This window comes from Variovorax sp. 679, from assembly GCF_003952185.1.
Classification (GTDB): domain Bacteria; phylum Pseudomonadota; class Gammaproteobacteria; order Burkholderiales; family Burkholderiaceae_C; genus Variovorax.
This window is the reverse complement of record NZ_RXFS01000006.1, coordinates 385,500-408,802: the sequence shown is the minus strand read 5'-3', so window position 1 is coordinate 408,802 and position 23,303 is coordinate 385,500. Positions and strand designations below refer to the sequence as shown.

The following is a 23,303-nucleotide window of genomic DNA, read 5'->3' as shown; positions in this document are numbered from 1 at the left end:
GCTCACAGTGGAATGTTCCCGTGCTTGCGCCACGGGTTCTCGAGCTTCTTCTCGCGCAGCATCACCAGCGAACGGCAGATGCGCTTGCGCGTCTCGTGCGGCAGGATCACGTCGTCGATGTAGCCGCGCGCGCCCGCCACGTAGGGGTTGGCGAAGCGGGCCTTGTATTCGGCCTCGCGGGCCGCGAGCTTCTCGGGGTCGTTCTTGTCCTCGCGGAAGATGATTTCCACCGCGCCCTTGGCGCCCATCACCGCGATCTCGGCGCGCGGCCAGGCGAGGTTGACGTCGCCGCGCAGGTGCTTCGAAGCCATCACGTCGTACGCGCCGCCGTAGGCCTTGCGGGTGATGACGGTGATCTTCGGCACCGTGCACTCGGCATACGCATAGAGCAGTTTGGCGCCGTGCTTGATGATGCCCCCGTACTCCTGGCCGGTGCCGGGCATGAAGCCGGGCACGTCGACGAAGGTGACGACCGGGATGTTGAAGGCGTCGCAGAAGCGCACGAAGCGAGCGGCCTTGATGCTGCTCTTGATGTCCAGGCAGCCCGCCAGCACCAGCGGCTGGTTGGCGACGATGCCGATGGTCTGGCCTTCCATGCGGGCGAAGCCGATCACGATGTTCTTCGCGTAGTCGGGCTGCAGTTCGAAGAAATCGCCGTCGTCCACCACCTTCAGGATCAGTTCCTTGATGTCGTAGGGCTTGTTCGGGTTGTCGGGCACCAGCGTGTCGAGCGAGTAGTCGGGCCGGTCGGCCGGATCGCCCAGGCCGTTGTTGCCCAGGCGCACGGGCGGCTTCTCGCGGTTGTTGAGCGGCAGGTAGTTGTAGAGGCGGCGCAGCATCATCAGCGCCTCGACGTCGTTCTCGAACGCCATGTCGGCCACGCCGCTGCGCGTGGTGTGGGTGACGGCGCCGCCCAGTTCCTCGGCGGTCACGCTCTCGTGCGTCACGGTCTTCACCACCTCTGGGCCGGTGACGAACATGTAGCTGCTGTCCTTCACCATGAAGATGAAGTCGGTCATGGCGGGCGAGTACACGGCGCCGCCGGCGCAGGGCCCCATGATCATGCTGATCTGCGGCACCACGCCCGAGGCCATCACGTTGCGCTGGAACACGTCGGCATAGCCGCCGAGCGAGGCCACGCCTTCCTGGATGCGCGCGCCGCCGGAGTCGTTCAGGCCGATGACCGGTGCGCCGACCTTCATGGCCTGATCCATCACCTTGCAGATTTTCTCAGCGTGCGCCTCGCTGAGCGCGCCGCCGAAGACGGTGAAGTCCTGGCTGAACACGAACACCAGCCGGCCGTTGATCATGCCGTAGCCGGTGACCACGCCGTCGCCGGGAATCTTCTGCTCGGCCATGCCGAAGTCGACCGAGCGGTGCTCGACGAACATGTCCCACTCTTCGAAGGTGTTGTCGTCGAGCAGCAGCTCGATGCGCTCGCGCGCCGTGAGCTTGCCCTTGGCGTGCTGCGCATCGATGCGCTTCTGCCCGCCGCCGAGACGCGCCTGGGCACGGCGCTTTTCGAGTTGTTCGATCAGTTCTTGCATGGTGTGCTTTCGAAGCTGTGGTCCTGGATTCCGTTTTTCTTCATGGTCTGGCCGTGATGGCCGCCGCTGCAAGCAGGCTGCGCGCTGCCGTGGAGGCCGGCAGCGTGCCCTGCGCCACCTGCTGCGTGAGTTGCGGCAGCAGTTCGCGCACCTGGGGGTGATGCCTGAAGGCCTGCTTGAGACCTGCGTCGATGCGCTCCCACATCCACGCCGTGGCCTGCTTCTCGCGACGCCTGGCGAGCTTGCCGTTGGCGGTCTGCAGTTGCCTGAATTGCGTGACGGCCTCCCAGAAGGCGTCGACGCCGGTGTTGGCCAGCGCGCTGAGCTGCAGCACCCTGGGCAGCCAGAAGCGCACTTCCACGCCGCTGTGCGCGTCGTGCACCGCGTGCGCGTGGTCCGGGTTGCCCTGGTGGCCGAAAAGCCGCAGCGCCGAGGTGATCTGCGCCTGCGCGCGCGTGGCGGCGCCCTTGTCGATGTCGGCCTTGTTGATGACGACGAGGTCGGCCAGCTCCATCACGCCCTTCTTGATGGCCTGCAGGTCGTCGCCCGCGTTGGGCAGCTGCAGCAGCACGAACATGTCGGTCATGCCGGCCACCGCGGTCTCGCTCTGGCCCACGCCGACCGTCTCGACGATCACGATGTCGTAGCCCGCGGCCTCGCACACCAGCATGGCCTCGCGCGTCTTCTCGGCCACGCCGCCGAGCGTGCCGCTCGACGGGCTGGGACGGATGTAGGCGCGCTCGTGCACCGAAAGGCGCTCCATGCGCGTCTTGTCGCCGAGGATCGAGCCGCCCGATACGGTGGACGACGGGTCGATGGTGAGCACCGCGACGCGATGCCCCTTGCCGATCAGCAGCAGGCCCAGCGTCTCGATGAAGGTCGACTTTCCGACGCCGGGCACGCCCGAGATGCCGAGGCGAAACGAACTGCCCGTGCGCGGCAGCAGCGCCGTGAGCAACTCGTCGGCCTGCGCACGATGGTCGTCGCGCGTCGATTCGAGCAAGGTGATGGCCTTGGCGATGGCGCGCCGCTGCGCCATGCCCTGCGTTCCGGCAACAGCACTTTCGAGGGCCTGAACCTTCTCGCTCAGCACGCAGCCTCCGACGCCACGCGCCAGCGGTAGTACAGGTCGACGCCCTCCCCGCCTTCGAGCACGAAGCCGTGCCGCAGGTAGAAGCGGTTGGCGTCGCTCTTCACGAGCGCGGTGAGCTTGATGTCCAGTTGCTGCTCGCGCGCCTGCGACTTGGCCCATTCGAGCACCCATTCGCCGATGCCCAGGCCCTGGAAGCCGGTGCGCAGGTAGAGATGGTCGAGGCGCAGCGCGTCGCTGTCCTCGGGCTTGAGCGTGACGAAGCCGATGCGCTGGTCGCCGTCGAGCACGATGTGGTGCATGTACGGCACGACAAAGCCCGCGCTCAGTCGCTCGCGCGAACGCGCCGCGTCGAAGCGGCCCACGCGCTCCAGGCTCGGGCGCATCGCGTCGATGCGCAGGGCCAGCATGGCCTCGAAATCGCTGGAATCCACCGGCTGCAGCGACAGCCGCGACAAGAGATCGCTCACGACGACGCGCCTCAGGCCGTGACCGCCGCGCGAATCTGCTCCAGCACGTCCTTGGCGCTGGCGGGAATGGGCGTGCCCGGCCCGTAGATGCCCTTGACGCCGGCTTCGTAGAGAAAGTCGTAGTCCTGCCGCGGAATCACGCCGCCGACGAACACGATGATGTCGTCCGCGCCCTGCTTGCGCAGCTCGTCGATGATGGCGGGCACAAGGGTCTTGTGGCCGGCCGCGAGCGTGCTGACGCCGACGGCATGCACGTCGTTCTCGATGGCCTGGCGCGCGCACTCTTCGGGGGTCTGGAACAGCGGGCCCATGTCCACGTCGAAGCCCAGGTCGGCGAAGGCGGTGGCAACGACCTTGGCGCCGCGGTCGTGGCCGTCCTGGCCGAGCTTGGAGATCATCACGCGCGGGCGACGGCCCTGTTCCTCGGCGAAGGCGTTGATTTCAGTCTTCAGCGTTTCCCAGCCTTCGGCCGAGTCGTAGGCGGCTGCGTACACGCCGGTCACCTTCTGTGTGTCGGCGCGGTGGCGGCCGAAGGATTTTTCGAGCGCATCGGAAATCTCGCCCACCGTGGCGCGCAGGCGCACGGCGTCGATGCTCAGTGCCAGCAGGTTGCCGGTGTTGTTCTCGGCGGCTTCGGTGAGTGCGTCGAGCGCGGCCTGCACCCTGGCACTGTCGCGCGATGCGCGGATCTTCTGCAGCCGGGCGACCTGCTGCTCGCGCACCTTCACGTTGTCGATCGAGAGGCTGTCGATCGCATCTTCGTTCTTGAGCTTGTACTTGTTGACGCCGACGATCACGTCCTTGCCGGAGTCGATGCGCGCCTGCTTCTCGGCGGCGGCGGCCTCGATCTTGAGCTTGGCCCAGCCGCTGTCCACGGCCTTGGTCATGCCGCCCATCGCCTCGACTTCCTCGATGATGGTCCATGCCGCATCGGCCATGTCCTGCGTGAGCTTCTCCATCATGTAGCTGCCGGCCCAGGGGTCGATCACGTTGGTGATGTGCGTCTCTTCCTGGATGATGAGCTGCGTGTTGCGCGCGATACGGGCGCTGAATTCGGTGGGCAGCGCGATGGCTTCATCGAGCGCGTTGGTGTGCAGGCTCTGCGTGCCGCCGAACACGGCCGCCATCGCCTCGATGGTGGTGCGCACCACGTTGTTGTACGGATCCTGCTCGGTGAGGCTCCAGCCAGAGGTCTGGCAGTGGGTGCGCAGCATCAGGCTCTTGGGGTTCTTTGGCTCGAACTCCTTCATGATGCGGCACCACAGGAGGCGCGCGGCGCGCATCTTGGCGACTTCGAGATAGAAGTTCATGCCGATGGCCCAGAAGAAGCTCAGGCGGCCGGCGAAGCCGTCGACGTCGAGGCCCTTGGCCAGCGCGGTCTTCACGTATTCCTTGCCGTCGGCCAGCGTGAAGGCCAGCTCGAGCGCCTGGTTGGCGCCGGCTTCCTGCATGTGGTAGCCGCTGATCGAGATCGAGTTGAACTTGGGCATCTTCTGCGCCGTGTACTCGATGATGTCGCCGATGATCCGCATGCTCGGCCCGGGCGGGAAGATGTAGGTGTTGCGGACCATGAACTCCTTGAGGATGTCGTTCTGGATGGTTCCGCTGAGCTGGTCCTGCGCCACGCCCTGCTCTTCCGCCGCGACCACGTAGCCCGCGAGCACCGGCAGCACGGCGCCGTTCATCGTCATGGACACGCTCACCTTGTCCAGCGGGATCTGGTCGAACAGGATCTTCATGTCCTCGACCGAATCGATCGCCACGCCGGCCTTGCCCACGTCGCCGGTCACGCGCGGGTGGTCGCTGTCGTAGCCGCGGTGGGTGGCGAGGTCGAAGGCCACGCTCACGCCCTGCCCCCCGGCGGCCAGCGCCTTGCGGTAGAAGGCGTTCGACTCCTCGGCGGTGGAGAAGCCGGCGTACTGGCGAATGGTCCAGGGGCGCACCGCGTACATGGTGGCCTGCGGGCCGCGCAGGTAGGGCTCGAAGCCGGGCAGCGTGTTGGTGTACTTCAGGCCCTGCAGGTCGGCCGCGGTGTACAGCGGCTTCACGCTGATGCCGTCGGGCGTGATCCAGTTCAGCGCATTCACGTCGCCACCGGGTGCGGACTTGGCTGCGGCCTTGGCCCAGGCTTCGAGGTCGGCTTGCTTGAAAGAGGGTTCTGGTTTGCTGCTCATGAAGGGGGCCGTTCGCAGTGTCTCGCTTGCAGGGTTTCGCAGATTCGCCTGCAGGGTTCTGCAAGCTGGCGGCGAGTCTAACCGATCCATAATTATTAATTCAAACACCATTTTTGAAGTACAGTCCGGCCCATGTCCGCCGTCACCCTCACCCCCCGCGCCCTTTATGAAGAAGTGGCAGAGCTGCTGCGCCAGCGGATCTTCCGCCGCGAGCTGGAGCCCGGCAGCTGGATCGACGAACTCAAGCTGGCCGAGGAATACGGCATCAGCCGCACGCCGCTGCGCGAGGCGCTGAAGGTGCTGGCGGCCGAAGGCCTGGTGACGATGAAGGTGCGGCGCGGCGCCTACGTGACCGAGGTGTCGGAACAGGACTTGGCCGACGTCTACCACCTGCTCTCGCTGCTGGAGAGCGATGCCGCCGGCGTGGTGGCCGAGCGGGCCACCGACGCGCAGCGCGCCGAGCTGAAGGCGCTGCACGCCGAGCTGGAAGCAGCCGCCTCGCCGGAAGACCGGGAGCACTTCTTCGCCATCAACGAGCGCTTTCACATGCGGCTGCTGGCCATCGCCAGCAACAAGTGGCGCGACCAGATGGTGGCCGACCTGCGCAAGGTGATGAAGCTCAACCGCCACAACTCGCTGCTCAAGGCCGGCCGGATCGCGGAATCGCTGGCCGAGCACCGCTCGGTGATGGCCGCCATCGAGGCGCGGGACGCGGAAGCCGCCATGGCCCGCATGCGCGAGCACTTCCTGAACGGCCTCGAAGCGGCGAACTAGTTCCGGACTTGGCGCGGCACCGCGCCGGCAAGGAACATGTCGACGGCACGCCGGACCATTTCGTGAATCTGGTCTGTCGACACGGGATCAGGGTTGGACTGGTAAAGCCGCAGCTGCGTTTCCGCCGTGACCAACGAGGTGAACTGCAGCGCGGTCACATGCGGGTCCAGGCGCCGTAGCTCGCCACGCTGCATTGCCGAATCCATGAAGCCCGCAAGGGTCCGGAGGTACTGGGCAGGCCCCGCCTCGTGGAACTGCTGCCCCACGTCGGAGCGCCCGGCTTCGGCAATGACCATCCGGTAGACCGCCATCGCGTCCGTGTCGTTGGTCAACACGAACATCATCCGTTCACCGAACCGCATCAGCTGCGACTCGAGCGTCGCGGCCTCGTTCACCTCGTGCAGCTCGGCCGCGGCTTCCCCGAGATGCGAGACGGCCACGGTCTGCACGACCGCTGCGAAGAGTTCCTCCTTCGAGGCGAAGTAACCGTAGAGCGTGGCCTTCGAGCCGCCAAGGCGCTTTGCGAGCTCGTTCATCGACGAGCGCTCATAGCCCAGCTCCCTGAAGAGAGCCACCGCCGCTTCGAGGATCGCGTTGCGCCGCGCTTCTGTCCTGACCTTCATCGGATCCCTCTCAAAAGAATACCCAACTGTACAGTTTTCTTGACATCGCCAAAATCCGCCTCAATAATGAACCGTACCGTACAGTTTTAAATCTGAACACGGTCGTTGCCTTGTTCATTCACCTTTTCCAACCGAGGAACGCGATGCGTGCTCTTTCCGATGCCCCGAAGGCCATCACCCTGGCGGCTTGCCTGATCCTGACGGCGTGTGCCAGTACACAGCCGGTCCCCTACGCCGGCATCTCCTCCGCGCCCCAGTTGCGCCCCAGCCAGCATGACGACTCCGGCCGCATCCCCTTCGAATACAAGACGAACATCGACTGGCGGCGCTACTCGGCTTACGTCCTCGATCCGGTCGCCATCTACCGCGGCAGCGACGCCCAGTTCGACGGCGTGTCGGAAGACGACAAGGTCTTTCTCGCGCGCACCATGCAGAGCCAGTTCAACGACAAGCTGAACGCGCGCTTCCGCAATTCCCCCGGCAAGAGCGCCGCCAACACAGTGCGGATCAGGCTGACGCTCACCGGCGCCAGGATGAACACGGCGTTTCTCAGCACCTTCTCGCGCTTCGACCTGATGGGCGGCCCCTACAACGCCGTGCAGGCCATCCGCGGCCGGGAAGGAGCGATGACGGGCTCGGTGAGCTTTGCCGTCGAGCTCCATGACGCCTCGACCAACGAACTGCTCGGTGCCTACGTCACCAAGCAGTACCCGAACGCATGGAATCTCAAGGCCGGCATCGGGGCCCGCAGCGCTTCGGTCGTGGGCATCGAGAACGGCGCCGATCAGCTGGTCGCGTACCTGCAATGACGAGAGCCGCAGCAGTGGCGATCCAGGCGCTCCGCAGGCAGCTGCGAAGGACATGCATCAAGTTGCAGTGCGCCTTTGCGCGAGGCCGCCGCTCCAGGCTCGGCATCTTCCACGCGAAATGACCTCCCCCTTTCATTCACAGCCGGAGCATTCCATGACCTTCCTTCATTTCTTCCGCATCGCAGGCATCGCGGCCCTGCTCGCCACGAGCTTCATCGGTGCCCATGCGGAAAGCTTCGCCTCGTCCGTTGCTTCCAGTGCCAGTTCCGCGTCCAGCGGCAGCGTGTCCGATTCACTCCGCGGTTCGAGCAGGAGCTCGTTCGACGGCGGCAAGGTGGCTGAAGGCGACTACCGCATCACCGAAGTCGCGCAAGCAGGCGGCCGCGAAGGCTTCACGCGCGTCGCGATGCAAAGCGACAGCGACGCGCAGCGGCGCATCGTGCTCGAACTGCCGCAAGCCACGTTCGCAAAGGAACGCCTGGGGCCCGGCGACCTCGTGCACGCGCAGCAGCGCACCTACGGCATCGCCTTCGCGCGTGGCGACACGCGCGAGGCGTTCTACCTCGTGCTCGCCGACGACTGGTATGCAGGGCTCGCAGCACGCCCCGTGAGCCTTTGACCGTGCCCCCGGCCATCGCTCACTGGCTCGCGCGGCTGGGCCTCGCGGCCGCCCTCGCCTTCGCGGGGGCCACTGCGCATGCCGCCTCCTCGCAGTTCTGCGATCGCGCGAAACCGCTCACCGCGAGCCAGCAGGATCGCGTGCTGCGCTTCACCGCCGTCGTGCAACAGGCGCTTTCAGACACGGGCAGCGACGCCGTGCTGATCAGCCGCTCCGGGCTCGATCTCTCGCGCTTCCGCATCCGCTACTCCCACGCCGCCGTGGCATGGAAAAGCGCAGACGGCACCTGGCTCGCGCGGCAGCTTTACTACGCCTGCGACGAGGGCCACCCGCGCCTCTACGACCAGGGCCTGGCCGGCTTCGTCATGGGCATCGACGACCCGGTACTGGGCTACGTCTCCATCGTGTCCCTGCCCGCCGGATCGGCACAGGCGCTGCGGCAGGCGGCGCTCGACACGCCGCGCGCCCTGCACCTGCTGGCCGCACGCTACAGCGCCAACGCCTATCCGTTCAGCCTGCGCTACCAGAACTGCAACCAGTGGGTCATGGAACTGCTGGCCGTGGCATGGGGCGCGCTGCCCGACGGAGACGACCTGCGCGAACGCGCCCAGCAATGGCTGCGCGCGGTGCCCTACAGGCCCACGCCGGTCGATGTCGGCTCCCACGCGCTCGTCTTCGCGTCGAACTTCGTGCCGCTGCTCCACCTGGACGACCACCCGCAGGAGGACGTCTACGCGCTGAAGCTGCGCGTCAGCCTGCCCTCGACCATGGAAGCCTTCGTGCGCGAGCAACGCCCCGGCAGCGAACGCGTCGAGCTGTGCCACGACGGCAGGCAGGTCGTGGTGCACCGGGGCTGGGAGCCCGTCTCCGAGGGTTGCCGGCCTTCCGAAGGCGATCGCGTCGTGCGCCTCGACTGAAGCGCGGCAGACAGGACGACAGGAAATGAAGTACCTCTCCAGCTTTGCCGTCACCCACGCCACGGTGCTTGCGCTGATGGTGTGTGTCTTTCTGATGGACGGATGCGCGCACAGGCAGCGCGGTGCCCTCCCCGGCGCCCGGGGTGCGGCGGCTCCGCCACCGCTTCCCAATATCGAGCGGGAAACCTCGACGGCAAGGAATTCCCGGCCATGAACGTTCTGTTTCTCGGATCCGAAAACAGGATGCGCGACGAGCTCGGCGGCATGCTCGGCAGATGCGGCTTCGCCGTCGACGTGGCGGCAGCACGCGACACAGGTGCGTGGCTTTCGGCAGGCAAGCCGTACGCGCTGATCCTGCTCGACGCCGCGCAGCCGGCGGAAACTCATGCCGCGATACGACTGGTCAGGCGCAGCACCAATGCTCCACTGCTGGTGCTCACGCAACGCGACCAGCTGGCCGATCGCCTCGAAGGACTGGCGCAAGGCGCGACCGAATACATCGTCAAGCCCTATACGTCCGCCGATCTGCTGGCGCGCGCCTGGGCGCTCGCTTCACGCGGTCGCGGCCCGGAAACGGCCGTCCTGCGGATGGCCGACCTGGCAATCGACCGTACGCACGGCAAGGCGTTTCGCCAGAACGTGGACCTGGGCCTCAGCGCCACGCTGTTCGAACTCCTGTACGTGCTGATGACACACAAGGGCCAGGTGCTCTCGCGCGCCAGGCTGATCCAGGCCGTGTGGGGATCGGGCGCCGACGAGCGCGACAACATGGTCACCGTCGGCATCCTCAGGCTTCGGCAGAAGCTGGACGATCCGTTCGGCCTGAAGCTGCTCCACACGGTGCGTGGAGAAGGCTACGTGCTGAAGCTGGAAAGCGGCCGCTAGACCGGCGCCCCGCCCGCCCTCTCCTCGACTCCGGCCGACGTGCCGACCTCGCCGGCGAGACGCTGGGCCGCTTCGAGCAGCAGCGGCGCTATGCGCGCGACCATGGTTTCCTTGGGCAGCAGGTAGGCAGGACCGCCGCAGCTCACGGAGTAGCGCTCGCCGCGCGGCCCTTCCAGCGCAAAGCCGATGGCGTGGATATGCGGATTCCATTCGCCGAAGGAGCCGCAGTAGCCCAGCCGGGCGTATTCGTCGAGGCCCGACATCAGGCTCGGCTCGATGAGGCCCCAGTTCTCCCCGCTTTCCACCCGGATCTGCGCCAGCAGCTCGGTCTGCTCCGCCACGGGCAACGCCGCCAGGTAGGCGCGGCCGGCGGCCGAGGTCGCGATGGTCATGCGCGTGCCCACCTCGATGCGCGAGCTGATGACCACCGAGCGGGGCCGCAGCGAATCGATGACGAGCATGTCGAGTTCGTCGCGCACGCCCAGGTGCACGCTCACGCCGGCCGCTTCCGACAGCGCCGCCAGGTGCGGCCGCGCCACCGTACGCAGGTCGAAGTGGCGCAGATAGCGGCTGCTCATGTCCAGCAGCGCCGGGCCCAGGCTGAAGCGCTCGCTGTCCTGCGACTGTCGTAAATACCCCGCACTCACCAGCGTGGCCGTAAGCCTGGATACCGTGGCTTTTGGAATGCCCGTGGTATCCGCCAGTTCGCGATTGCCTATGGGTGCCGATGCCATGCCGATGACCCTGAGGAGGGCCAGCCCTCTGGCGAGTGCACTCACTTCTTCCTTGCCGCCAATCGCGTCACTCATTTATCCAAACCTTTTTATGTCCCTGATGCTCCTCATTCTTCAGCAAAAAACGGTTGACGCGCCACTAATCGCGAAGTAGCGATTTCGGAACAATGTTTCAGTCAAATGACGGCGAACCCCATCCGGCCGGCGTCGACCTGCAAAAAGGAGCGAGAAATGGCGGGGAAGCGGGAAAGCTTCAGGCGGCCTGGGCGACCGGCTCGCGCGCCAGCGCCATGACCTCGTGAGCGGGCCGGGTCTTGAGCCGGTGGTCGCTCCAGACCTGCCGCCAGCGGCGTGCGCCCGGCAGGCCGTTGCGCAGGCCCAGCATGTGCCGCGCGATCGGCCACCAGTGCGTGCCGTGCTCGGCCGCCTCGCGGGCCATGTAGTCGCACATCAGCGACTCGACTTCTTCACGCGTCAGCGACTGCGCTTCGGCGCCGTAAAACTCGGCGTCCCACTCGGCCAGCCACCAGGGGTTGTGATACGCCTCGCGCCCGACCATCACGCCGTCGAGGAGGCGCAGGTGCTCGTGCACTTGCGCGTTGACGTTGATGCCGCCGTTGATGGCGATGTGCAGGTCCGGAAACTCGTGCTTCAGCCGGTGCACGAGCTCATAGCGCAGCGGCGGGATCTCGCGGTTCTGCTTCGGACTCAGGCCCTGCAGCCAGGCGTTGCGCGCATGCACGATGAAGGTCCGGCAGCCGGCCTCGCTCACCTGGCCGACGAAGTCGCGCACGAACTCGTAGCTCTCGATCTTGTCGATGCCGATGCGGTGCTTGACCGTGACCGGGATGCCCACCACGTCGACCATCGCCTTCACGCAGTCGGCCACCAGCTGCGGCTCGTTCATGAGGCAGGCACCGAAGGCGCCGCGCTGCACGCGCTCGCTGGGGCATCCGCAGTTGAGGTTGATCTCGTCGTAGCCCCACTCCTCGCCGAGCTTCGCACAGTGCGCGAGGTCGGCCGGCTCGCTGCCGCCGAGCTGCAGCGCGACGGGGTGTTCCTCGGCGTTGAATCGCAGGTGACGCGGCACGTCGCCATGCATCAGCGCGCCGGTCGTCACCATCTCCGTGTAGAGCAGCGCGTGACGCGACAGCAGGCGATGGAGGTAGCGACAGTGCCTGTCGGTCCAGTCCATCATCGGGGCAACGGACAACCGCATGGCCTCGGTCGCACGGTCATTCCGAGGCAAGTCGAAGGCAGGCGCGGGGTTTTGAGGACTCTCGTTTGGCATCATTCAATCTCGTTTCGCGCTCTTTTTTCGGCCCCGACGATACATTGCGCGCCACAAGATCTGGCAGGTACCACCGGGAGTCCCCTTTGGGAACCATCACGAAGCGCAAGCGCGCAGGCGGAAGCGTAGCGCACATGGCCCGCATCCGAATATCAAGGACGCCGTCGCCAGCATCGGCGGCGTCGCGCAAGGCCTCGCGCAAGGCCTCGCGGCGAGCCTCTCTCAGTCCGACACCCAACCTGCCACAGCGCTGAGCGCGATGGACGTCTTCCGGGCCGAATTGCTCAGCGACGCCTGGGCATCAACGTCGGCACGCCGCAAGCCAGCAGTTCGCCTCGCCCTGTGCGCGAATGAAAACCGGCGCCATCCCACACCACCTCACCGCGGCACAGTGTCACGCCGGGCCAAGCCTTGAGCCGCATGCCCTCGTAGGGTGTGTAGTCGACCTCGTGGTGCAGTTGCTCGTTCTTCAGCACGAAGTCGCGCTCGTCCCAGATCACGATGTCCGCGTCGGCACCCACTGCGATAGTTCCCTTGCGCGGATGCAGGCCGTAGGCCTTCGCCGGGCCGGTGGCCGTGAGTTCGACGAAACGGTTGGCAGTCATGCGGCCGGCGAGCACGCCTTCGGACCACAGCAGGGGCATGCGCGTCTCGATGCCCGGGATGCCGTTGGGGATGTGGCGGAACGCGACTTCCTCGCCGTCCGGCTTCTTGCCTTCGGGTGCGTCGTACTTGAAGGGCGCATGGTCCGACGAGAACACGGTGAAGAGCCCGTCGTTGAGACCGTCCCAGATCACTTCCTGGTTGGCCTTGTCGCGCGGCGGCGGACTGCACACGCACTTCGCGCCCTTGTAGCTGTCGTCGATGCCCAGGTCCTCCGCCGTGAGGAACAGATACTGCGGACAGGTCTCGGCGAACACGTTGAGGCCGTGCGCGCGCGCCCAGCGGATCTGCTCGACGGCCTCGCCGCCCGACACGTGCACGATCAGGATCGGCACATCGACCAGTTCGGCCAACGCGATGGCCCGATGCGTCGCCTCGCGCTCCACCAGCATCGGACGCGCGTGCGCATGGAAGCGCGGCGCGGTCCGGCCGGCAGCCTCCAGGCGCCGGGTCAGCCACTCGATGCAGTCGGAGTTCTCGGCATGCAGCATCGCCATCGCGCCGTGCTCGCGCGCCACCGCCAGCACGTCGAGGATCTGGCCGTCGTCGAGCTTCATGTCGTCGTAGGTCATGTAGATCTTGAAGGATGTGAAGCCTTCTGCGATCAGGGCCGGCAGCTCTTCCTTCAGCACCGTGGGCGTGGGGTCGCTCACGATCAGGTGGAAGGCATAGTCCACATGAGCCTTGCCTGCCGCCCGGGCGCGGTAGTCCTCGACGGCCGCGCGCAGCGACTGGCCCTTCTGCTGCGCCGCGAACGGAATCACGGTGGTCGTGCCGCCGCAGGCCGCGGAGCGCGTGCCGGTGTCGAAATCGTCGGCGTTGCGCGTGGGCGGCGGCATCGGCTGGTCGAGATGGCAGTGGCCGTCCACGCCGCCGGGCGTGACGGTGCGCCCCGCCGCGTCGATCTCGCGCGCGGCCGCACCGAGCGTCGCGCCGAGCTGCACGATGCGCCCCTCGCGGATACCGATGTCGCAATCGAAGGTGTCGGATGCGGTGACGACGCGCGCGTTGCGCACCACCAGATCGAAGTCGGGGTTTGAAGTGGACATGGTTCCAGTGAATCCGTTTCAGGCAGTGCCACGCGCCGCCGCGTAGCCCCTGCCATAGTGGCGTTCGAGCCGCACCTGCACGCGGTCCCACAGCGTGGTCAGCACCAGGTAGAAGCAAGCCGCCACGCAATAGAGCTCGAGCACCTCGAACTTCTCCTGCATGAGCACCTGCGCGCGGCGCATCAGTTCCTCCATCGAGATCACCGAGGCCAGCGAGGTCGCCTTCAGCAGCCCGTTCACCGAGTTGCCCAACGGCGGAATGATCACGCGCAGCACCTGAGGCAGCGTCACCAGCCGCAGCGTCGCGAAACGCGAGAGGCTCAGGGCCTTGGCCGCCTCGACCTGCCCCTTCGCGATGGAAGAGAAGCCGCCGCGGATGGTCTCCGACAGGTACGCCGCCTCGTTCAGGCTCAGCGCCAGCACCGCGGAGGTCAGCACGTCGAAGCGCACACCCAGTTGGGGCAGCCCGGTGTAGATGATGACGATCTGCACCAGCAGCGGCGTGCCCCGGAACACCCAGATGTAGAAGCGCGCCGGTGCCGAGAGGAACCGGTGCGCCGACATGCTGCCCAGCGCCAGCGGCAGCGCCAGGGCGAGGCCGATCACGATGGTCGCGATGGTCAGTCCGATCGTGATGCCCACGCCCCCGAGCAGGAACGGATTGGCGAAATAGGACAGGAAGGCATCGAAGTTGAACACGGCCGGACTCTCTTCTTGCTCGACTCTCTTACTTCGGCGACGGGCCGGGGCCGCGGATCGCGAACTTCGTGGTGTCCTTCAGGCGCGTCATGCGGAACTTGTCGAACAGCTTGTCGTAAGTGCCGTCGGCCTTCAGCTCGGTCAGCGCCTGCGCGACGGCATCGGCGACCGCCCGGTCGCGCAGCGACATCGTGATGTCGGTGCCGTAGAGGCCGGCCGCGCGGATCTTGACGATGCCGCGCTCCTCGAAGGCGATGGCCGTCTCGTCGATGTTGATGCCGGCTTCGAGCTGGCCGGCGCGCAGCGCGGCCGTGGTCTCGGAGGCCGTCGCGAAGGTGCGGAAGTCGATCGGCGCCATGCCCTTGGCGACCATGGCCGCATTCGATTCGCGCGACTTGCGCTCTGCGTAGGTGCCGGTCTCGATGCCCACGACGTGGCCCGAGAGGTCTTCGAACTTGCTCACCGCCAGCTTGCTGCTGGGCACCGTGTAGATGCTCATCGACTGCTGGCCGTACGGCACCTGGAACATGAGCTTGGAGCGCTCCTCGGTCCAGAAGAGGCCGGTGTTGATCATGTCGAAGCGGCCGGCCTGCAGCGCGGGCACCATCGGCGGCATGTCCATGCGGATGAAGACGGGTTCGAGGCACAGCTGCTTCGCGATGGCGCGGCCGAGTTCGATGTTGAGGCCCTGCAGCTCACCCTTGCTGTCGACGAACTGCTGCGGCGGGAGCGTCGGATTGGTGGACATCTGGAGCTTGCCGGGCGCGGTCAGGTGGTCGGCGGAAACCTTCGGCGTGCAGGTCTGGGCCATGACAGAGCCGCTCAGCACGAGGCCGACGAAGAAACCCAGGGACAGTTTGTTCATGCGCATGAGATGCTTTCGTTGAAGACAGGAAGAGTGAGAACGAGGAAGGAACGGAAGGACTCGGGGACTCTCGGCATCAGGCTGCGGCGGCTGCGGGTCGACATGCGACCAGCGCCACGTGCACGGCCTCGATCACCGGCTCCGCGCGCTGGTTGAGGAGCTGCAGGCTCTCCGTCACCACGCCGCGATCGCCGCGCGCCGAAAGGCGTTTGTCGGTGAAGCGGAACACCACGTGCACCGCATCGCCTGCGATCACGGGTCGCAAGAACCGGACCTGATCCCATCCGAGCGAAGCGATGGAACTGTTCTCGTAGATCTTCAATGCCGTCTTCAGTCCCTCCATCAGCGAGAGACCGAACAAGCCATGTGCAATGACACCGGGAAAGCCGCGCGATTGCGCATAGCCGGCATCGGTGTGCAACGGATGATGGTCGTGCGTGAGATCGCAGAAGCGGCCGATGTCCTCGGCGCTCACCACATGGCTCTCGCTGCGCAGTTCGGCGCCGATCTCGACGTCTTCGAAGTACACGTCCTTCGCTGCTGCGTTCATGCTTCTTCTCCTTGCGCCGCACCTGCTGCATGGCGTGGCGCCTTCGCGATGAATTCATCGTGCACGCCCATGGGGCCGGGGCGAAAGATGCGCGCGTCCATGGTGCGCAGCTGCTCGCTGATGCGCACCGCGAAACCGATCCTGTCGAGCACGTCTTCCTTCAGTCGCACGCCCGGTGCGATCTCGGTGAGCACGAGGCCATCGGCCTCGAGCTCGAACACCGCGCGGTCGGTGACGAAGCTCACCTGCTGGCCGCGCTCGCGGGCGAGCCGTCCCGAGAAGCTGATCTGGTCGACGGCCGGCACGAACTTCATGAACGCGCCGTCGCGACGGATCTTCAGTTCACCGTCGGCCACGCCGATGTCGAACTCGCCACCAGTGAGCGAGCCGCTGAACACGAGTCGCCGCGTGTTCTGCGTGATGTTGATGAAGCCGCCCGCGCCGTCGTAGCGCTTGCCGAAGCGTGTGACGTTGACGTTGCCCTGCGGGTCCACCTGCGCGAACGACAGGAACGCACAGCTCAGGCCGCCGCCGTCATAGAAGTCGAACTGGTACGACTGGTCGAGGATCACGCGCGGGTTGACCGCCGTGCCGAACTCGCGCGCATGGCCGGGCACGCCGCCGACCACGCCCGACTCGACCGTGAGCGTGATGAGATCGGCAATGCCCTCTTCCGAGGCCACGTTGGGAATCATCGCGGAGATGCCCACGCCGAGGTTCACCACGTCGCGCGGACGCAGCTCGAAGGCCGCGCGCCTGGCCACCACGCGGCGCACGTCGAGCGGATCGGGCGCGATGCTCGAGGCGGGCACCCTGGTCTCGCCGCAGCGCGCGGGGTCGTAGCGCGTGGTGTAGGTCTGCATCTGCTCGGGCTCGACCACGAAGTGATCGATCAGGAAGCCCGGGATCTTCACCATGTGCGGGTGCAGCGTGCCGCGCTTGACGATGCGCTTGACCTGGCAGATGACGATGCCGCCGGCGTTGTGCACCGCCTGCGCCATCGAGAGGTCTTCGCGCGCGGTGGCTTCGTGCTCCATGCTCACGTAGCCGTCTTCGTCGGCGGAAGTGCCGCGGATGAGCGCCACCTTCGGCACGCCGGGCGCGCGGTAGAAGAGCCAGTCGCGCCCGGCCACGTGCACAAGCTCGACCAGCTCCTCGGTGGTGCGCGCGTTCATGCGGCCGCCGTCCTGCCGCGGGTCCATGTAGGTCTCCAGGCCCACGTGCGTGAGCACGCCGGGCTGGCGGCCCGCCATCGCGCGGCACAGGTGCGTCATCACGCCCTGCGGGAAGTTGTAGGCCTCCACATCCTGCGCGAGGATCATCTTCATGAAGGGCAGCTGCATGCCGAAGTTGCCGCCGATCACGCGGCGCACCAGGCCCGGGTGCGCGAAGTGGCACATGCCCTTTTCGGTGAGCGCGCCCACGCCGGTGACGTGGAACAGCGTGAGGTCGTGCGGTCCGTTGCCTGCGGTGAAGCGCCGCTCGATGGCCTCGAACACGGCCTCGGGCACGCCCGAGCCGCCGTTGCCGCCGGCCAGCACCATGTCGCCATCGCGCAGCAGCGCGGCAGCGGCGTCAGGGGTGATGCAGTCGATCATGGCCGCGCGCTCCTCAGGCGAGTTCTTTCGCGACCTGGCGCGAGATGATCAGGCGCTGGATCTGGTTGGTGCCTTCGTAGATCTGCGCGAGGCGCACGTCGCGGAAGATGCGCTCGATGCGGTAGTCGCGCGAGTAGCCGTTGCCGCCGTGGATCTGCAGCGCGTTCGACACGTGGCGCATGGCCATGTCGGTGGTGAAGAGCTTGGCCTGCGCGCCTTCCTTGGCGATCGAGTGGCCGGCGTCCTGCAGCCGCGCGCCGTGATGGATCAAGAGGCGCGCCGCGGCGATGTCGGTGGCCATGTCGGCCACCATGAACTGGATGGCCTGGAAGTTCATGATCGGCTCGCCGAACTGCTTGCGCGTGGTGGCGTAGGCCACTGCGTCTTCCATTGCGGCCTGCGCCATGCCCAGCGCCATGGACGACATCAGCAGCCGGCTGAAGTTGAAGTTGCCCATGGCTGTCTTGAAGGCCTCGTTCTCCGCGCCGATCAGCGCTGTACGGGGCACGTGCACGTCCTGCAGCACGATCTGGCAGTCCTCCAGGCCGTGCATGCCGAGCAGTTCCTCGTTCTTGCCGCGGCTCACGCCGGGCTGGTGCGCGTCGACCATGAAGCAGCTGATCGACTTGTGGCCCGGGCCCTTGCCGGTGCGCGCGAACACCATGATGCGGTCGGCCACGCCGCCGAGCGTGACCCAGGCCTTGGTGCCGTTGAGCACCCAGCCGTCGTCCACGGCGCGCGCGGTGGTGGTGATGCTGGCCACATCGGAGCCGTAGTCGGGCTCGGACATGGCGGTGGCCATGACGATGGAGCCGTCGAGGATGCCGGGGATCAGCGCCTTCTGGCTCTCGTTGCCGTGGTGGTGCAGGAAGAGCGCCGCTTCGACGGGAATGGCGAAGGCGTTGCCGATGGCGCCCGAACAGCGCGCCAGCTCTTCCATCACGAGGCAGGTGCTGACGGTATCGAAGCCCGAGCCGCCAGCCACCTCGGGCAGGCTCACGCCGAACAGGCCGAGCTCGGCCATGCCGCGGTACAGCACGCGGTCGAACTTGTCTTCGCGGTCGATGGCTGCGGCGCGCGGCAGCACTTCGCCCTCGGCGAAACGGCGCGCGGTGTCGCGCAGCGAGATCTGGTCTTCGGTGAGGAAATGGGTCATGGTCTTCAGGCGGTGTGATCGGGTTGCTGCTCGGCTTCGTCGCTGGCCAGATGGCCGTCGTGCGCGACTTCGTCCTGTTCGCGGTCGAGGAAATAGACGGCCACGTTGTGGCTGCCGGTGGCGAAGCAGGTCGCCAGCGCGGGCGTGATGGCGGCGGCCAAGGCGCGGCGCTGGGCCGGCGTGCGGCGATAGGCGTGCACCTTGACGAACACACGCGTGCCCTCTCCGCCGCCGTCGTGGCCCAGTTGGCCCTCGTGGGCGTAGTCGTGGGGCGCGACGGGCATGAAGTACAGGGTCACGGTCGAGGGCTCGACGCCGAATGACGCAACGACGCCGTCGGTCAGCGCGCGGCTGGCGGTGCGCTTGCGGGTTTCGGGGGCGCTGGGCGCCAGGATTTCGAGATAGGGCATGTCGGGGAGAAGTTGTTTCAGTGCGCTTCGACTGCGCGGCAGGAGGCGCGCTGTATCAGCCGCGAGCCGACGCGGTATTCGCGCCCGCTGTTGGCCACGCCCGAGAGGCGCTGCACCAGCCGGTCGACCGCGAGGTTGGCCATTTCGGCGGCGCCGCTGTCCACCACGCTGATGGCGGGGCGCTGCCACTCGAACCACGGCGAGTCTTCGTAGAACAGCAGCGACAGGTCGTCGGGAATCGACAGGCCCCGCTCCGACACCACGCGCAGCACGCCGAGCGAGGACTCGTGGTTCGCCACGAACAGGGCCGAAGGCGGGCCGGGCATCGACAGCAGCGCGTTGGCGGCCACCACGCCGGTCTCGGGCGCATAGCGGCCGGCCTGGATCAGCGTCGGATCGATGGGCAGGCCCGCTTCCTGCAAGGCCCGCTTGTAGCCCGCGAGACGCTCCTTGCCGGAGGTGGTGTCGCTCATGCCCACGATCAGGCCGATGCGCCGGTGACCGAGGTCCAGCAGGTGCTTCGTGCCGGCGTAGGCGCCGTCGAGGTCGCCCGCGAGCACCGATTCGAGCGTCGCGCCCTCGACGCGGCGCACCGCGCAGATCACGGGGATGTCGGCGTGCTCCATGGCCAGCAGCTGGGCGCCGTTGGCACCGTTGGGCACGGCGATCAGGCCGTCGACGCTGTGGTCGACGAGGGTCTTGAAGATGTTGCGCTCCTGCTCGGGGTCGTCGGCGCTGATGCTCAGGATGACCTGGTAGCCGAGCGCCTGCATGCGCGTCTGCACCACCGAGGCGAGCACCTGGAACGACGCGTTCTCCAGGTTGTGCACGGTGAGGCCGATGAGCCGGGAGCGCTTGGTCTTGAGCGCGCGGGCGAAGGTGTTGGTGCGGTAGCCGAGGGCGGCCGCGACCTGGATCACGTGCTTCTGGGTCGCGTGGTTGGTCAGGCTGGAGCCGGCCAGCGCGCGGGAGGCCGTTGCGATGGAAACGTCGGCGGCACGGGCCACGTCGCGCAGTGTCACTGTCATGACGAAACCTCGTGAGAGCAGTTTCTTGTAAACGTTTGCATTTTTTTATCGTAGGTTTTCATAAGCATTTGAGTCAAGCAAAAGGATTCATCCCCTGCAAATAGGTCAACATTATTGCAATCGTTTCCAATTTTCTTGCATACTACCGGCTTTCGCGACCCAACCCAGGATTGGCCATGCAAATTTCAGGAGTCGGCGGCATCTGGCCCGCCACCCTCACCCCCTTCACGGCGGACGGCCGCGTCGACGACGAGGCGCTGGCCGCCCACGTGCGCGATGTCGCCGGCACGCCCGGCGTACGTGCGGTGGTGGTCAACGGCCATGCGGGCGAGGCGACGTCGCTCGACAGCACGGAGCGCGCCCAGGTGGTGCGTGTCGCCGCAGCCTCGGCTGGCGGCGTGCCCGTGGTGGCTGGCGTGGTGGCCGACGACACCCGCGGCGCCTGCGCACTGGCACGGGACGCGGCACGGTCCGGCGCCAGCGCGCTGCTGCTCTTTCCGCCCGCTGTGTTCGCGCAGGGTGCGGGCATGCGTCCCGACATGGCTCGCCGCTTCGTGAGCGAAGTGGCCGGCGCGAGCGAACTGCCCATCGTGCTGTTCCAGCTGTCGCGCGCCAGCGGCCTCGCCTTCTCGACCGAAACGCTGGCACGGCTGTGCGAGGAGGTGCCGGCCATCGTGGCGGTGAAGGAAGGCAGCGACATCCCCGAGCTCTATGAAGACAACCTGCGGGCACTGCGCGCGCTGCCGCGCCCGGTCACGCTGCTGAGCAGCAGCAACAGTTGGCTGTTCGCCTCGCTGGTGTACGGCGCCGACGGCGTCCTCTCGGGCCTGGGCAGCGTCGCGGCCCCGCTGCTGGTGGCGCTGCACGAAGCCGTCGCGCGCGGCGACCTTGCGGCCGCGCGCGCAGTCAACGACCGGCTGGTGCCGCTGTGCCGCGCCTTCTACCGCGCGCCCTATCTCGACGCCCACAACCGCATGAAGACGGCGCTGCATCTTCTCGGCCGCCTGCCCCATCCCGATCCGCGCCCGCCGCTGCTGCCCGTGCCGGCCGATGAAACGGCGCGCATCCGCGCAGCGCTCGCGGCCTCCGGCCTGCTGCCTTCTTCCAACCACTGATCCACCGAGCAACCCGTTCCATGGCTGATTTCCGCGGCACCTACACCATCATGGTCACGCCCTTCGACGCCGACGGCGCGGTCGACGTGCCCACCCTAGAGCGCTATGTCGACTGGCAGATCGATTCCGGCATCCACGGCCTGATCCCGCTGGGCTCGACCGGCGAATTCATGTCGATGTCCGACGACGAGATCGCGCTGGTCGCCAAGACCGTGATCGACCGCGCCGCCGGCCGCGTACCGGTGCTGATCGGCACCACCGCCGAGGACACGCGCGCCGCCGTGCGCCTGAGCCGCCGCGCCGAGGCGCAGGGCGCCGACGGCGTGATGGTGCTGCCGCCCTTCTACTGCACGCCCACCGACGACGAGCTGTTCCTGCACTACAGGACCATCTCCGACGCCATCGGCATTCCGATCATGGTCTACAACAACCCGGCCGTCGCCAACGTCGATCTGAAGCCGCCGCTGGTGGCGCGGCTCTCGCAGATCGACAACTGCCGCTATATCAAGGAGTCGACGCTCGAGGTAACCCGGGTGCGCGACATCATGCGACTGTCCGACGGACGCATGGCGGTGTTCGGCGGCATCATGGGCTTCGAGTCGTATGTCGAGGGCGCGGTGGGCTGGGCTGCGGTGCCCTCCAACGGCGCCCCGCGCGAAATGGCGCGCCTGTACGACCTCGTCATGGCTGGCCAGCTGGCCGAAGCCCGCGCGCTGGCGTTCAGGCATTTCCCGATGATCGACTTCGTCGCCGGCCAGTCGTACGTGGCGGGCACCAAGGCCCTGCTCGCGGCCATGGGCCTGCCCGTCGGCGCGCCGCGCCCGCCTCGCCTGCCGCTGGGCGCGGAAGGCATCGCCGCGGCGAAGCGCGTGGTCGACGAACTCGGCCTGAAGATCCAGACCACCACCGACTGAGGAGTCTCCATGAGCGCCCTTCAATCCCGCACGCTCGAGCCCGCAGCCGACAACCGGGCCGAACTCGTCATCCGCATGGTCGGCGTGCAGAAGTGGTACGGCGACTTCCAGGTGCTGCGCGACATCGACCTCGAGGTGCAGCGCAGCGAACGCATCGTGATCTGCGGCCCCTCAGGCTCGGGCAAGTCGACGCTGCTGCGCTGCATCAACAGGCTCGAGGAGCACCAGCAGGGGCAGATCGTGGTGAACCGCGCCGAACTCACCGCCGACATGCGCCGCATCGACGCGGTGCGCCGCGACGTCGGCATGGTGTTCCAGCACTTCAACCTGTTCCCGCATCTCACCATCCTGGAGAACTGCACGCTGGCGCCCGTGTGGAGCAGGAAATACACGCCCAAGGAGGCGAAGGAAGTGGCCATGTCGTACCTGGAGCGCGTGCGCATTCCGGAGCAGGCCAACAAATACCCCTCGCAGCTCTCGGGCGGCCAGCAGCAGCGCGTGGCCATCGCGCGTGCGTTGTGCATGGGCCCGAAGGTGATGCTGTTCGACGAGCCGACCTCCGCGCTCGACCCCGAGATGGTCAAGGAAGTGCTGGACACCATGGTGTCGCTGGCCGACGACGGCATGACCATGCTCTCGGTGACGCACGAGATGAACTTCGCGCGCCAGGTCGCGAACCGCGTGATCTTCATGGACCAGGGCACCATCGTCGAGCAGGCCGAACCGAAGGAGTTCTTCGGCAACCCGAAGCACGAGCGCACCAAGCTCTTCCTGAGCCAGTTGCTGCACTGACCGCCCCGACCTTTTTCCCTCACCAACCTCCCTCAATCACTCATGGCAAGAATAGGCATCGAAGCGGCAGGTTTTCGCTTCATCGCGGAAACGAATCCCGAGGCCCCCAGGACCGTCGAGGCCTTCACCAGGCTGCTGCCCTACCGGCAGAAGATCATCCATGTACGCTGGAGCGGCGAAGGCTGCTGGATCCCGCTGGGCGACTTCGAGCTCGGCGTGAGCTTCGAGAACCACACCAGCCATCCTTCGGTCGGCGACATCCTGTTCTACCCCGGCGGTTACAGCGAGACCGAGATCATCCTGGCCTATGGCAGCTGCAGCTTTTCCAGCAAGATGGGGCCACTTGCGGGCAATCACTTCCTGACGATCGTGGAAGGCAAGGAGCAACTGCGCGCGCTGGGCAGGAAGGTGCTGTGGGAAGGCGCACAGGACATCGCGTTCGAATTGCTCTGACGCGGACTGCTTGAATCGGGCCACCGCCCGAGCGGCGGACACCGGCAGGGCATTTCAGTCCAGCAAGGCCGCGCAGCT

25 protein-coding genes are annotated in these 23,303 nt (G+C 66.8%); 10 read left to right on the top strand and 15 right to left on the bottom strand.

The annotated features are described in order from the left end of the window. Window positions 1-2: 2 nt before the first annotated feature. The 4 genes from EJO71_RS17815 to scpA are packed head-to-tail and all read right to left on the bottom strand — an operon-like array spanning window position 3 to window position 5,281. Window positions 3-1,547, bottom strand: a complete 1,545-nt coding sequence (locus EJO71_RS17815; protein WP_125949753.1) for an acyl-CoA carboxylase subunit beta — start codon at window positions 1,545-1,547, stop codon at window positions 3-5. 40 nt (window positions 1,548-1,587) lie between these two features. Next, entirely contained in the window at window positions 1,588-2,640 is a 1,053-nt protein-coding gene (meaB, locus tag EJO71_RS17810) for a methylmalonyl Co-A mutase-associated GTPase MeaB (protein WP_125949754.1), read from the bottom strand. After that, window positions 2,634-3,107 carry a GNAT family N-acetyltransferase gene (locus EJO71_RS17805; protein ID WP_125949755.1) on the bottom strand — a complete coding sequence of 158 codons (474 nt, stop codon included), beginning with the start codon at window positions 3,105-3,107 and terminating at the stop codon, window positions 2,634-2,636. The genes meaB and EJO71_RS17805 overlap by 7 nt, the downstream gene beginning before the upstream one ends. Before the next feature lie 11 nt (window positions 3,108-3,118). After that, a complete protein-coding gene (scpA, locus tag EJO71_RS17800; RefSeq protein WP_125949756.1) occupies window positions 3,119-5,281 on the bottom strand; it encodes a methylmalonyl-CoA mutase in 2,163 nt (720 codons plus the stop codon). Window positions 5,282-5,413: 132 nt separating this feature from the next. Here scpA and EJO71_RS17795 point away from each other — a divergent pair, with 132 nt between their 5' ends. Continuing rightward, the gene (locus tag EJO71_RS17795) at window positions 5,414-6,055 is read left to right on the top strand and encodes a GntR family transcriptional regulator (RefSeq protein WP_125949757.1); all 642 of its coding nucleotides are present in this window, start codon (window positions 5,414-5,416) and stop codon (window positions 6,053-6,055) included. Here the strand turns inward: EJO71_RS17795 and EJO71_RS17790 are convergent. Next, window positions 6,052-6,678 (bottom strand): TetR/AcrR family transcriptional regulator, encoded by a 627-nt coding sequence (locus tag EJO71_RS17790; RefSeq protein WP_125949758.1) that lies wholly within the window; start codon window positions 6,676-6,678, stop codon window positions 6,052-6,054. The genes EJO71_RS17795 and EJO71_RS17790 overlap by 4 nt on opposite strands. 143 nt (window positions 6,679-6,821) lie before the next feature. Between EJO71_RS17790 and EJO71_RS17785 the strand changes: the two genes are divergently transcribed. The 5 genes from EJO71_RS17785 to EJO71_RS17770 all read left to right on the top strand — a co-directional run bounded on the left by EJO71_RS17785 (window position 6,822) and on the right by EJO71_RS17770 (window position 9,908). After that, entirely contained in the window at window positions 6,822-7,487 is a 666-nt protein-coding gene (locus EJO71_RS17785) for a DUF3313 domain-containing protein (RefSeq protein WP_125949759.1), read from the top strand. Between the two features lie 154 nt (window positions 7,488-7,641). Then, on the top strand, window positions 7,642-8,106 hold the full coding sequence (locus EJO71_RS17780) for a hypothetical protein (RefSeq protein ID WP_125949760.1): 465 nt from the start codon (window positions 7,642-7,644) through the stop codon (window positions 8,104-8,106). 2 nt (window positions 8,107-8,108) lie between these two features. Continuing rightward, window positions 8,109-9,023 (top strand): DUF2145 domain-containing protein, encoded by a 915-nt coding sequence (locus EJO71_RS17775; RefSeq protein WP_240651418.1) that lies wholly within the window; start codon window positions 8,109-8,111, stop codon window positions 9,021-9,023. Between the two features lie 25 nt (window positions 9,024-9,048). Next, window positions 9,049-9,237: a hypothetical protein gene (locus EJO71_RS34370; protein ID WP_164546840.1), complete on the top strand. Its 189-nt coding sequence runs from the start codon at window positions 9,049-9,051 to the stop codon at window positions 9,235-9,237. After that, entirely contained in the window at window positions 9,234-9,908 is a 675-nt protein-coding gene (locus EJO71_RS17770; protein ID WP_164546841.1) for a response regulator transcription factor, read from the top strand. Before EJO71_RS34370 ends, EJO71_RS17770 begins: the two co-directional genes overlap by 4 nt. Here the strand turns inward: EJO71_RS17770 and EJO71_RS17765 are convergent. The 10 genes from EJO71_RS17765 to EJO71_RS17720 all read right to left on the bottom strand — a co-directional run bounded on the left by EJO71_RS17765 (window position 9,905) and on the right by EJO71_RS17720 (window position 19,951). Beyond that, entirely contained in the window at window positions 9,905-10,717 is an 813-nt protein-coding gene (locus EJO71_RS17765) for an IclR family transcriptional regulator (RefSeq protein WP_125949762.1), read from the bottom strand. The genes EJO71_RS17770 and EJO71_RS17765 overlap by 4 nt on opposite strands. A gap of 178 nt (window positions 10,718-10,895) precedes the next feature. After that, window positions 10,896-11,936: a tRNA dihydrouridine(20/20a) synthase DusA gene (gene dusA / locus EJO71_RS17760; protein ID WP_125949763.1), complete on the bottom strand. Its 1,041-nt coding sequence runs from the start codon at window positions 11,934-11,936 to the stop codon at window positions 10,896-10,898. A 281-nt stretch (window positions 11,937-12,217) separates the two neighbouring features. Continuing rightward, window positions 12,218-13,645 (bottom strand): dihydropyrimidinase, encoded by a 1,428-nt coding sequence (gene hydA, locus EJO71_RS17755; protein WP_125949764.1) that lies wholly within the window; start codon window positions 13,643-13,645, stop codon window positions 12,218-12,220. A gap of 18 nt (window positions 13,646-13,663) precedes the next feature. Next, window positions 13,664-14,344: an amino acid ABC transporter permease gene (locus tag EJO71_RS17750; RefSeq protein ID WP_125949765.1), complete on the bottom strand. Its 681-nt coding sequence runs from the start codon at window positions 14,342-14,344 to the stop codon at window positions 13,664-13,666. A gap of 28 nt (window positions 14,345-14,372) precedes the next feature. After that, window positions 14,373-15,209: an ABC transporter substrate-binding protein gene (locus EJO71_RS17745; RefSeq protein ID WP_206169022.1), complete on the bottom strand. Its 837-nt coding sequence runs from the start codon at window positions 15,207-15,209 to the stop codon at window positions 14,373-14,375. Between the two features lie 76 nt (window positions 15,210-15,285). Continuing rightward, window positions 15,286-15,759, bottom strand: a complete 474-nt coding sequence (locus EJO71_RS17740; RefSeq protein ID WP_125949767.1) for a MaoC/PaaZ C-terminal domain-containing protein — start codon at window positions 15,757-15,759, stop codon at window positions 15,286-15,288. Then, on the bottom strand, window positions 15,756-17,357 hold the full coding sequence (locus EJO71_RS17735) for a CoA-transferase (protein WP_125949768.1): 1,602 nt from the start codon (window positions 17,355-17,357) through the stop codon (window positions 15,756-15,758). Before EJO71_RS17735 ends, EJO71_RS17740 begins: the two co-directional genes overlap by 4 nt. A 13-nt stretch (window positions 17,358-17,370) precedes the next feature. Next, on the bottom strand, window positions 17,371-18,513 hold the full coding sequence (locus EJO71_RS17730; RefSeq protein WP_125949769.1) for an acyl-CoA dehydrogenase family protein: 1,143 nt from the start codon (window positions 18,511-18,513) through the stop codon (window positions 17,371-17,373). 5 nt (window positions 18,514-18,518) lie between these two features. Next, complete coding sequence (locus EJO71_RS17725; protein ID WP_125949770.1) at window positions 18,519-18,923, bottom strand: hypothetical protein; 405 nt, start codon at window positions 18,921-18,923, stop codon at window positions 18,519-18,521. A 17-nt stretch (window positions 18,924-18,940) separates the two neighbouring features. Continuing rightward, window positions 18,941-19,951, bottom strand: a complete 1,011-nt coding sequence (locus EJO71_RS17720) for a LacI family DNA-binding transcriptional regulator (RefSeq protein ID WP_125949771.1) — start codon at window positions 19,949-19,951, stop codon at window positions 18,941-18,943. 176 nt (window positions 19,952-20,127) lie between these two features. Between EJO71_RS17720 and EJO71_RS17715 the strand changes: the two genes are divergently transcribed. The 4 genes from EJO71_RS17715 (at window position 20,128) to EJO71_RS17700 (ending at window position 23,225) form a co-directional block, all read left to right on the top strand. Next, a complete protein-coding gene (locus EJO71_RS17715; protein WP_125949772.1) occupies window positions 20,128-21,066 on the top strand; it encodes a dihydrodipicolinate synthase family protein in 939 nt (312 codons plus the stop codon). A 20-nt stretch (window positions 21,067-21,086) separates the two neighbouring features. Continuing rightward, on the top strand, window positions 21,087-21,980 hold the full coding sequence (locus EJO71_RS17710) for a dihydrodipicolinate synthase family protein (RefSeq protein WP_125949773.1): 894 nt from the start codon (window positions 21,087-21,089) through the stop codon (window positions 21,978-21,980). 75 nt (window positions 21,981-22,055) lie between these two features. Beyond that, on the top strand, window positions 22,056-22,772 hold the full coding sequence (locus EJO71_RS17705; RefSeq protein ID WP_240651444.1) for an amino acid ABC transporter ATP-binding protein: 717 nt from the start codon (window positions 22,056-22,058) through the stop codon (window positions 22,770-22,772). Window positions 22,773-22,814: 42 nt separating this feature from the next. Then, on the top strand, window positions 22,815-23,225 hold the full coding sequence (locus EJO71_RS17700) for a DUF3830 family protein (RefSeq protein WP_125949775.1): 411 nt from the start codon (window positions 22,815-22,817) through the stop codon (window positions 23,223-23,225). The last annotated feature ends 78 nt before the right edge of the window (window positions 23,226-23,303 follow it).